This is a genomic window from Verrucomicrobiota bacterium (assembly GCA_027622555.1).
In the GTDB taxonomy this organism is placed as follows: domain Bacteria; phylum Verrucomicrobiota; class Verrucomicrobiia; order Opitutales; family UBA2995; genus UBA2995.
This window is the reverse complement of the sequence record JAQBYJ010000164.1, coordinates 1-9,713: the sequence shown is the minus strand read 5'-3', so window position 1 is coordinate 9,713 and position 9,713 is coordinate 1. Positions and strand designations below refer to the sequence as shown.

At 51.4% G+C, this 9,713-nt stretch carries 9 protein-coding genes and 1 pseudogene; 7 read left to right on the top strand and 3 right to left on the bottom strand.

All coding sequences use genetic code 11. The features are described 5' to 3' along the window. Positions 1–511: discoidin domain-containing protein (locus O3C43_23390; GenBank protein MDA1069429.1), on the top strand; the 511-nt coding region annotated here is incomplete at its 5' end. Positions 512–519: 8 nt separating this feature from the next. On the opposite strand, the gene O3C43_23385 is transcribed toward O3C43_23390, so the two are convergent. Both O3C43_23385 and O3C43_23380 read right to left on the bottom strand, forming a co-directional pair. Further along, positions 520–1,113 (bottom strand): hypothetical protein, encoded by a 594-nt coding sequence (locus tag O3C43_23385; protein MDA1069428.1) that lies wholly within the window; start codon positions 1,111–1,113, stop codon positions 520–522. Then, positions 1,110–1,577: an RNA polymerase sigma factor gene (locus tag O3C43_23380; GenBank protein MDA1069427.1), complete on the bottom strand. Its 468-nt coding sequence runs from the start codon at positions 1,575–1,577 to the stop codon at positions 1,110–1,112. Before O3C43_23380 ends, O3C43_23385 begins: the two co-directional genes overlap by 4 nt. Before the next feature lie 249 nt (positions 1,578–1,826). On the opposite strand from O3C43_23380, the gene O3C43_23375 reads away from it, so the two are divergent. The 6 genes and pseudogenes from O3C43_23375 (at position 1,827) to O3C43_23350 (ending at position 8,848) form a co-directional block, all read left to right on the top strand. Then, entirely contained in the window at positions 1,827–2,855 is a 1,029-nt protein-coding gene (locus O3C43_23375; GenBank protein MDA1069426.1) for a glycoside hydrolase family 88 protein, read from the top strand. A 217-nt stretch (positions 2,856–3,072) separates the two neighbouring features. Next, the gene (locus O3C43_23370) at positions 3,073–4,278 is read left to right on the top strand and encodes a mandelate racemase/muconate lactonizing enzyme family protein (GenBank protein ID MDA1069425.1); all 1,206 of its coding nucleotides are present in this window, start codon (positions 3,073–3,075) and stop codon (positions 4,276–4,278) included. Positions 4,279–4,481: 203 nt separating this feature from the next. Next, complete coding sequence (locus tag O3C43_23365) at positions 4,482–5,384, top strand: alpha/beta hydrolase (protein ID MDA1069424.1); 903 nt, start codon at positions 4,482–4,484, stop codon at positions 5,382–5,384. Positions 5,385–5,581: 197 nt separating this feature from the next. Next, a complete protein-coding gene (locus tag O3C43_23360) occupies positions 5,582–6,748 on the top strand; it encodes an IS4 family transposase (GenBank protein ID MDA1069423.1) in 1,167 nt (388 codons plus the stop codon). 22 nt (positions 6,749–6,770) lie between these two features. Then, positions 6,771–7,070, top strand: a complete 300-nt coding sequence (locus O3C43_23355) for an NIPSNAP family protein (protein ID MDA1069422.1) — start codon at positions 6,771–6,773, stop codon at positions 7,068–7,070. A gap of 149 nt (positions 7,071–7,219) precedes the next feature. Continuing rightward, positions 7,220–8,848, top strand: a pseudogene (locus O3C43_23350) (Na+:solute symporter). A gap of 59 nt (positions 8,849–8,907) precedes the next feature. On the opposite strand, the gene O3C43_23345 reads toward O3C43_23350, so the two are convergent. Further along, positions 8,908–9,713: Gfo/Idh/MocA family oxidoreductase (locus O3C43_23345; protein MDA1069421.1), on the bottom strand; the 806-nt coding region annotated here is incomplete at its 5' end.

The window sequence follows — 9,713 nt, the reverse complement described above, 5'->3', positions numbered from 1 at the left end:
ATTGCATAATTGGATGGAGGACACGGTAGGGCTCCATTATGACCGGAAAGTTCGTGCCACGTTGTGCTGTGGGATCAGCCCCGGTTCCAAGCCTTATGGCGGTGCCAATGTCATAAACGGCATTTCGCGGGCTGAAGACTGGCCCAACATCTGGATTTCCGATCCCGGAAATGGTTTTCCCCAAGACCTGACGCTTCATTGGGATTCTCCGCGGAACATTTCTAAAATCATGCTCACTTTTGACACCGACCTCTGTGCGCCGGACCGCTGTTTTGGTTGGCCGCGGGAGGCTTACCGCTTTCCCTTTCCCGTTCCCGAGTGTGTGAAAGACTACCGGATTTTGTCGCGGAAAGGAGAAAACTGGGAGGAACTTATTTCGATTGAAAGCAACTACCACCGCAGGCGGGTTCACCGATTGGAGATCCCGGTACAGACGGAGGAATTACGGGTTGAAATTTTAAGTACCCATGGTTCGGAGAGCGCCAGGATTTATGAGGTAAGGGTTTATTAATCATCCGCTCAGGCCTCCAGCGATTCGATCCGTTTTTGGAGTAAGGCGCATTGCGGGCGAATGGTTGAAAAATATTGAATAAGAAGAAAAGCGATGTTGGCCCCGAAGATGAGTAGGCAGAAAATGGTAAAGCCCAGGCCTTGCTGCGTGGTCATCTTTCCATTGTCCAATAGGGTTTGAACACTGACAATGGTCATCGGAATGATGGTTAGCAGGTTGACGGCGAGAAGAATCTGAATCTCACGCAACGAGGTTCTGGCTTTTTCAAGGGTCAATTGGAACGCGGTTCGGAGATCGTGGCTCTTGAGCTTGTCGCAACTGGATTGGCTTATCCGGTATCGGATAAACTCGAGGTAGGTTGCCCAAAGTATGATCAGGCAGACCAGTGCCGGCCATGAGTCGGGCAACTGCGATTTACCGGAAACGGTGGCCCAAAGGGCGACCACGGTGGCCAGGGAAAGGTTGAACCCGAAAATGCTCATGCGGATCTTGCGGCGCACATCTTTGGTGCGTTCCTTCCGGACGAGTTGAAGTGGTTCTTCGGTATCGGTTACCGTGTTGGATGCCGAGTTCCAAATGTTGTCGATGTTATCGGTAATCATATTGTTTTTCCTTTTCTTTCAATGGTTTCTGATAGTTGTTTGCGAATGCGGTGAATTCTTACAGCGACGGCGTTCCCGGATGATCCAAGGACTTCTCCGATTTCCGAGTGATTCAGGCCATCGAGTGACATGGTAATGATAGAGCGATCCACGGAAGGCAGTTCTCGTATGCATTCGTAGAGCAGCTCCAATCGCCAATTTTTGGGTTCCTCGGTCTCGGTTTGAAAAGTCGGTTCCTTGAATGCCTTGGTCTCACGTGCACGCCGCCGATTTTGGCCGCGAATCCAGGTCAAAGCACAGTTATTAACGACACGATAAGTAAAGGTGGATTCCTTTGAATCGCCCCGAAATACCGGTAGTGCCTTCCACAGGCAAATCATCATTTCCTGCATCAAGTCGTCTTGATCGGTTCCGCTTGCAAAGGCGTTCACAACCTTGTGAAGGATCAGGCGATGCTTCTCTATCCAATCGGCAAATTGGGATTCTTGTTTAGATCGTTCGACGGTTAATTGTGTGTTTTACTTATAGGATGCCGACACTTTCTGGAATCTTACATAGAATCTCAAACAGTCGACGGTTGACTCACGTTTTAGTCGCTTTTCGAGGATGCCGGTTACAGGTCTGATAATTTGTAACCAAGGAAATTAAAAATGGAATTCTGTTTCCAAATACATTCCTGGTTAGTACTCCTGAACCTCTTTTTTATCTAGACCATGTTAACTTTAGCCGCCGTCCGTACTAAGCAATGGCCGTTCAGAATGTGGGGATTTGGTGAAGGGATTGCCTTGCGCGGGCTGCTGGCGGCCTATCGAGTTTCGGGAATTTCCGGGTACAACAATTTTGTAGAGCAACTGTTAAGCAACTACATCGACCGTGGAGTGGGCAAGGGCAACGAAGAGCACATCGCTCCCGGAACCGAATTGTTGTTAGTTTATGAAGCGACCGGTGATGCAGATTTCCTCAAGGCTGCGAAACAACTCGCGGCACTGAATGCTTCGTTTCCGAAAAACAAGTTCGGGGCGCGGATGCATCGTCCGGATATGTCTGGTTGGCGCAGACAGATCTGGGTGGATTGTATGGATGTGGACGCACCATTCCTTGTCCGGCTCGGAAACCTGACCGGTGATGAAGGTTATATAGAACAAGGCCTGGATGAAATTCTCGGATATGCCCGGGCCCTGCAGGTCGATGGCAAAAGTGAAAACGCCGGACTGTTCTGGCACGGTTACGAGGTGGATTGCGGCACCAATGGCCAACTCTGGGCGCGAGGCAATGGCTGGGCCTTGATGGGTTTGGTTGAAACCCTGAAACTGTTGCCGGACACGAATCCGGCCAGACCTGAGCTGCTTGAACGTCTGCAACAGTTATGCCTGGCACTGAAACGGTTTCAACACACCGACGGTTTATGGCATACCGTGGTCAACCGGCCCGATACTTATCTGGAATCCACCCTCGCCGTCATGACCGCCTATGCCTTGCGAGAAGCGTTCGACGCGGGACTGTTGGATAAAAGGGAATTTGGGGAGATGGAGAGTCGGGCGCGCGCCGCCGCTCATGGGTGTATCAATACGGAGGGTGCGTTGGAATGGGTCAGTGACGCCACACCCATCGGCGAATTGAACATGTATGCCACCCGTCCTTTTGGAATTTATCCCTGGGGGCAGGGACCGCTTCTACTGATGTTAGCCCAAGAACCCCCAAAATCTCAACCGCCTTCAAAAGTGCAGACGGTAAAAAATTAAAAGACAATTAGTTAAAGCACCAAAATCAAATGTGTAAACTGCAGAAAAATTACGATTTAAAACGCACTTATAAATGCTAAATCCGACATGCACGAAGAGCTGTGTTCCAGTCAACAATCCGCTTTGTCACGTAGTTTTCTACGCTCCCGCGCAGGATTGCGGACTGCGCCTTGCTCTACATCACATCTCGAATTTTTGAAACATTGGGGTAAAACTTATGAAAATAACCAACATTGAAACCTACGCCGTGCAGGCGAAACCGATCGATAAGAAAAGCTATTGGGGCAGCCGGGGCTGGGGGAGTGAAAATCGCTCGCCTGAGATTTCGACTGAATATCCACCTCCGCTCCGGCGTAAGTTTATTTATTCGAAAACGATTGATACCGTAATCGTTAAAATGACTACGGATGACGGGTTGGTCGGGTGGGGCGAAGCGAAAGCACCCGTGGCACCGCAGGCGACGAAACAGATCATCGATTTGCTGCTTGTTCCCATTGTAATCGGCGCGGATCCGCACGATGTGGTTGTGCTTTGGGAAAAAATGTATGCCGGCATGCGCGTGCGCGGGCATCGCGCCGGATTCTACCTCGAAGCCATCAGTGGTATAGATATTGCCTTGTGGGACCTCATCGGCAAGGCCTCCGGAAAACCGCTTTATCAGTTGATGGGCGGCTGTTTTCGCAATCCGGTGCGGGTGTATGCCTCCGGCTTGCCCGCGCTAAGTTACGATCAGCCAGGGGAAGCCTTCGAGCAATTGGCTCAGGATGCGCGCGATCTTAAGGTCCGCGGTTTTACCGGTTTGAAGATGGCGATTGGCCGTGGATTCAAAGGCGACCTGAAAAGTATTCGCAGTGTGCGGGAAGCGGTGGGTGAAGACTTCATGATCTATACCGATGCAGCAGGAGTTTACGACCGGGCACAAGCCATGCAGATTGGTTACGAATTGCAGGAGCTGGGTTGCATGTGGTTTGAAATGCCGACCGCGCCTGAAGACGTGGCCGGGTACGGAGAGATCGCCAAAGCTCTGCGCATTCCGATCGCGACTGACTCGCTGACTTCACGCTACGAAACAGCCGAATTCATTCGAGCAGGTGGATTGGATGTGGTTCTGCCGGATGTCTGTCGTGCGGGTGGTATCACCGAATGCAAACGCATCGCAGAAATGGCCGACGGATTCGGGCTGGCGTTTGCGCCGCACATCAGCATCGGCTCGGCGATTCATTTTGCGGCAAGCGCGCACCTGGCCACTTCCATGCCCAATACCATGACGAGCGAATACTGGTTCGGCGACAATCCTTTGGGTAATTGCATCCTGCGCGAACCCCTGCGCTTCGAAAACGGCTGCATGCATACGCCTGACAAACCGGGCCTGGGCATTGATATTGATGAAGCAGCGCTGCAACGGGTTATAAGTGGGGAATGAAATGTATCCGGTAATTGATCTTTGGGTCCTCCAACGAACAATGAGTGTATTCTCAGACTTTTGGCGGCAGAGCAGGATGCTCTTGCCCTACCGGTTTAGCGGATACAGGTAGGGCCACTGCGTCCTCGCAGTGCCGATTCCGCCTCTGAACTTACCTTACAAATAAAATTTCCTTTTCGACTCCTGTTAACCCATCAATTCCCATGCCAAGCGAACAACTGAAAGCCCTGATCACGCACAGACGCGCCAACGCCTATAAACCCAGTCAGTCGATTGAGTCTTTGCGCGGCAATGGTCCTGACGGCGGAAGCGTCCCTCGACCCAACACCACTGTGGAAGTCTGTGATGCCGATGGCGTTTACGGGGAGTGGGTGGTATGTGGAACTCCCATAACCCATAGTGTTTTTATCTTTCTGCATGGGGGTGGTTATTACCGGGGCTCCGCCATCGCCAGTCGAAGAATCGCATCGGATCTTAGTTTCGCTTGTGGATGTCGCTGCTTCACCGTGGAATACCGGCTTGCACCCGAGCATCCCTTTCCCGTCGGGCTGGACGACGCACTTACGGTTTACCACTGGCTGTTAAACCAAGGTATTTCCGCGAAGCAAATAGTGGTTGGAGGGAGCTCCGCAGGGGGTGGTTTGTCAGCTGCATTACTCACCAAGCTCAAGCTTTTGGGAGAGGACCAACCAGCCGCCGCAATTCTACTGTCTCCCTGGACAGATCTCACGCAAAGCGCGGAAACCTTTGTGACCAATGCCGGATCGGATCCCACTATTTCAAAGGGTTACCTGGATCGTATGGCCGGACTCTATTTAAATGGAACCGATCCCATCAATCCGCTGGCCTCTCCCGTTTTCTCCGACCTCGAAGGACTTCCCCCCATGTTGGTGCAAGTTGGGAAATCGGAAACGATGTATGGGGATGCGCTCGCCTACGTTTCAAGAGCTCGTGAAAGCGGAGTGTCGGTGGAGCTCGAAGCTTTCGATCATGTGCCCCACGGCTGGCAGAATAGCCTTCATGTGATTCCTGATTTGCCTGAAGCAATGGATGCGATTAAACGGATCGGGAAGTTTTTTAATGTCCATTGTTCGCTCAGGAATTGAATGGTTTACCATGCCTTTGAAGAGTTACCCATTGCGAAAGATGAAAACCGATAAACTATAACCTGACTCACTAGTGTCCAGTTAAGGACGGTTTTTGCTTTTGTAAGTAGTTCATCTTAAGATGCTAGTTGAAAAAAAGGAGTGTCCTGCATTTGAATGGAGTAGCCTAAAATGCGGAAGTTCATTCTCAATAAAGGATGAACTCTGGCCGACTCGTTTTCGCTCAAATCATCGATGTTCTCGATCCTAAACAATTCACCCGTTGTGTCGCACGCTTTCCGATGCCGCGTGCCAGTCGCAGCATGACTGCTCGCGATCAGTTCCTGGCGATGGCTTTCGCTCAGATCACTTTTCGCGAGGGCTTGCGAGATATCGAGGCCTGCTTGAACGGTAGCAGTCATCTCTACGCCATGGGCATTCGTGGAAATATTACCCGCACCAATTTGGCTTACGCAAACGAGTTGCGGGATTGGCGGGTTTATGAGGCGCTTGCCGGGGTGCTCATCCGCAAAGCTCGCCGGTTGTATGTCGGCGATTCCACAGGACTGGACCTTGATGAGATGGTTTACGCCGTCGATGCCTCCACTATCGATCTGTGCCTTTCGATATTTCCATGGGCCACATTCAGAAGAGCAAAGGCCGCCATCAAGTTGCATACGCAAATCGATCTCAAAGGCTCGATTCCTGTGTTCATCAGCATTACGGACGGTTCCGTGCATGATGTGCACTTTCTCGACCAGATTCGTTTCGAAGCCGGGAGCATCTATGTATTCGATCGTGGATATGTGGATTTCAGTCGTCTTTACACCATCCACAAGGCAGGAGCTTTCTTTGTTATTCGCGCTAAAAGCAACACGCGGTTTTACGTAAGCGAGTCCCGTCCAGTCGACAAGTCCACTGGATTGAGGTGTGACCAAACCATCCGCTTGAACACAGACAAAGCCAAACGGGATTACCCCACTCACTTGAGGCGTATCAGCTTTGTGGATCCACTGACAAACAAACGTCTGGTTTTCCTCACCAACCACTTCGACCTGCCCGCCCTGACCGTCGCGGCCATCTACAAAAGTCGTTGGCAAATCGAGTTGTTCTTCAAGTGGATCAAGCAGAACCTGCGTATCAAAGCTTTCTACGGCACCAGTGAGAACGCGGTGCGGACCCAAATCTGGATCGCCATCTGCGTTTACCTTAAAGTGGCCTGTCTCAATAAGCTTCATGGAATCAACGAAAGTATGAGTCGAATCTTGCAAGTTTTAAGCGTGAATGTGTTTCAAAAAGAGCCTATCCATCAGCTACTTAGAAGTTATGATACAAGAAATGCAAAGAATGATATTTCTAACCAATTGATATTCAATGACATTTAACTGGACGCTAGTGAACCTGACTATGTTAATCGATATACGAATCTACCAAACCAAACCCGGGATGCGGGAAGAGCATTTCGCGCTTTATGAAAAATACGGACTTGGTCCGCAGTCCCGGATACTCGGTAAGCCGTATTCCTATGTGAAGTCCATTGAGGACCCGAACGAGTTCATTCTGATGTGGAGCTACAAAGATCTTGCTGACCGCGAGGCCAAGCGTGAACTCATGTGGGCGGACCCCGAATGGCAAGTGTATGTGACCCACAGCAAGGCCCTGGGAGCCGTTGTATCCCAGTACAATAAATTGGTGGAAACAGTCTGAGCCTTCAAAATCTGATATTTCATTGGCGACTCGATAGTGTATGAGTATCCGTTATGGGTAACGTAGATTGGGTCGTAATTGCTTTGTATTGCGTGGGTGTCCTGATCGCCGGCATCCTATTCAAAAGCAGGACAAAAACCTCGGCAGGTATGTTTGTCGCCGGCAGGCAGTCGCCCTGGTGGTTGTCCGGAATTTCTTCCTACATGACCATGTTTTCAGCCGGCACTTTTGTGGTCTGGGGCGGGATTACTTATGAGTATGGACTGGTCGGGGCCATCATTTGCTCCATGTACGGCCTCGCGGCATTTGTGGCTGGACGGTTCTTCGCCGCGCGATGGCGCCAAACAGCCTTGTCGGCCGCCACCGACTTCGTGGATGTCCGGTTCGGAAGGCGGGTCCTGAATTTCTATACGGTTTATCGGGGTGGGCTGATGTGCACAACCGGTCTGTCCCTGTATGCGCTGGCGGTGATGCTCTGTCCTTTAATTCCACTTTAGGAGGGAAACCTGCTTCGTAGCGATACGACTGGAATGTTGTCTGTGGACTGGGCCTGTGTAATTCTGGCGACCATTGTAGTTGCCTACACCACCATGGGTGGCCTCTGGGCAGTGCTCATCACCGATATGCTTCAGTTTATCGTGCTGACACTCTGTGTTATTGCGGTCGTTCCCTTGTTTGTCATAAAGGCTGGTGGAGCCATGGCGGTTATTCAAAACGCACCGGATGGATTCTTTCATCCAACCGCGCCGGGATTTTCCTGGGTATTTTTAGGTGGTTGGCTGCTGATAAATCTGTTCAATCTCGGAGCCGATTGGACTTACGTGCAAAGGCATCTCTGTGTTCCGTCTCCCCGCGACGCGCAGAAGAGCATGTATTTGTTCGGCACCCTTTATTTGATAACGCCTTTTTTGTGGATGGCTCCCTCGTTTGTTTTTCGGACGATTCAATCGGGAGCAGATCCCCAAGAGGCCTATATTTTGGCCTGCAAGTCCGTTTTGCCCGCGGGTATGATTGGGATGATGCTCGCCGCCATGTTTTCGGCCACGGCCAGTTCTTTATCCAGCGCCCTTAACATGTATGCGGGAGCCCTGACAGACGGGCTATACAAAAAATATCTCCGCCCGGCGGCAACCGATTCCCAATCCGTTTTGGCCGGACGGTGGTTTACTTTATTGGTCGGCATCTATTTGTTGGCGAGCGCGCTCATTTTGCCCCGTCTCGGCGAGTACCGCAATGTGCTTATTTCCATTCTCAGCCTGACTTACGCCTCGCTCATGGTGCCCACGGTATGGGCTCTCTTTTCGCGAAGAATTGGATCAAACGTTGTATGGAGGACCATGCTGGCCGGCGTTCCCATGATACTCCTTTACAAATTCGCCTTATCGGAATCCGGGTGGCTGGCCAGTTGGGCCTTGCTGGGTGGCCTCAACCACCTGATTTCCGGCCACACACGTGAAAGTGATTTGCTCGTCGGGATTCTGGTTCCGCTATTAATTTTAGTCGTTTCGGAAATCCGCAGTCGAAAGACGGATAGTGGCTGGTTACAAACCCAGGAGCGCATCGCCGAATTTCAGAAACGCGATATAGTTCATCAGGCGGATGTACGATTACCGCTGAAAGTATTCGCCTGGAGTCTTGGTATGCTCGGAGTTGTCATGTTGGGATTGACCTTCCTTGCGAAGGAACAGGTCGCAACCCTGGCATCGATCACCTGCGTGCTTGCCATACTTTCCGGACTTCTTGTTGTTTTCCTCAAACGGGGAGCCGGATCCCTGTAACTTGTTTTGACCGGGCAGGTTCGGAGTTAAAGTGCCAATCCAGCGCTGCAACAGGTTCTTCAATCTTTCACATTGCGAAAATGGCCTTTTGACCTGAGTGCCTCCAAGCCGGAAGTTTTTAGCGAGACAGGAAAATATACCGGTCGGTTACCTTGCAATTGTGATTGGTAGACAGCCTGAACCATTTCCAATGAACGCAAACCCACGGCTCCGTCGCTGCGCAGGGTGGCTTTGCCTTCAAGGGTCGCAACGAGCTCTGCCAATGCTTCCACATAGGTGGAGGCAGGTGCCGGGTGTTCCAGTTCCACACTGTGTAATCGACTCCATTCGAAGCCGCTTTCCTTTTCGGTTCGAACCAGTCGGGATTCCTGAAGTTCTACTTTTTCACGGTATATACGCAGAGTGCCCTTTTCTCCGCGCAGTTCGAAACCGTGGTCGGTATAGTCCGTCAGTTCGGAGACCTGCAGGAAGCCACTGGCACCGTTTTTAAACCGCATGAAAGCGGTGGCAAAATCTTCGACCGGCCAGGGGCGGCGCCGTTGCTCTGCCATGCCATACAACCAGTCAACGGGTCCGGCGAAATAATCCATCAGGTCGAAATAGTGGGTGCCGTCGTGGATCAGGGGACCCTCGTTCTCGCTACACCACCAGGGTGCGGGTTTGACGCCATCCATGAAGCAATGGATGTGGTTGAGGCGACCGATTGCGCCCTCTTCCAGCAGGCGTTTGGCCAGATTCCACTCCGGGTGCCAGCGGCGATTGTGGTTGATTTGCAACAACACCCCGGATTTCTGGCAGGCGGTATCCTTCTTGCTCTTAACTGGTTCGCTTTCATTTACGCAGTAACCCATGAGCAAATTCTGCA

Bases quoted from the DNA above. Each gene is read 5' to 3' on its own strand.
- O3C43_23385 (MDA1069428.1), bottom strand. From the start codon at position 1,113: ATGATTACCGATAACATCGACAACATTTGGAACTCGGCATCCAACACG.
- O3C43_23375 (MDA1069426.1), top strand. From the start codon at position 1,827: ATGTTAACTTTAGCCGCCGTCCGTACTAAGCAATGGCCGTTCAGAATG.
- O3C43_23370 (MDA1069425.1), top strand. From the start codon at position 3,073: ATGAAAATAACCAACATTGAAACCTACGCCGTGCAGGCGAAACCGATC.
- O3C43_23365 (MDA1069424.1), top strand. From the start codon at position 4,482: ATGCCAAGCGAACAACTGAAAGCCCTGATCACGCACAGACGCGCCAAC.
- O3C43_23360 (MDA1069423.1), top strand. From the start codon at position 5,582: ATGAACTCTGGCCGACTCGTTTTCGCTCAAATCATCGATGTTCTCGAT.
- O3C43_23355 (MDA1069422.1), top strand. From the start codon at position 6,771: ATGTTAATCGATATACGAATCTACCAAACCAAACCCGGGATGCGGGAA.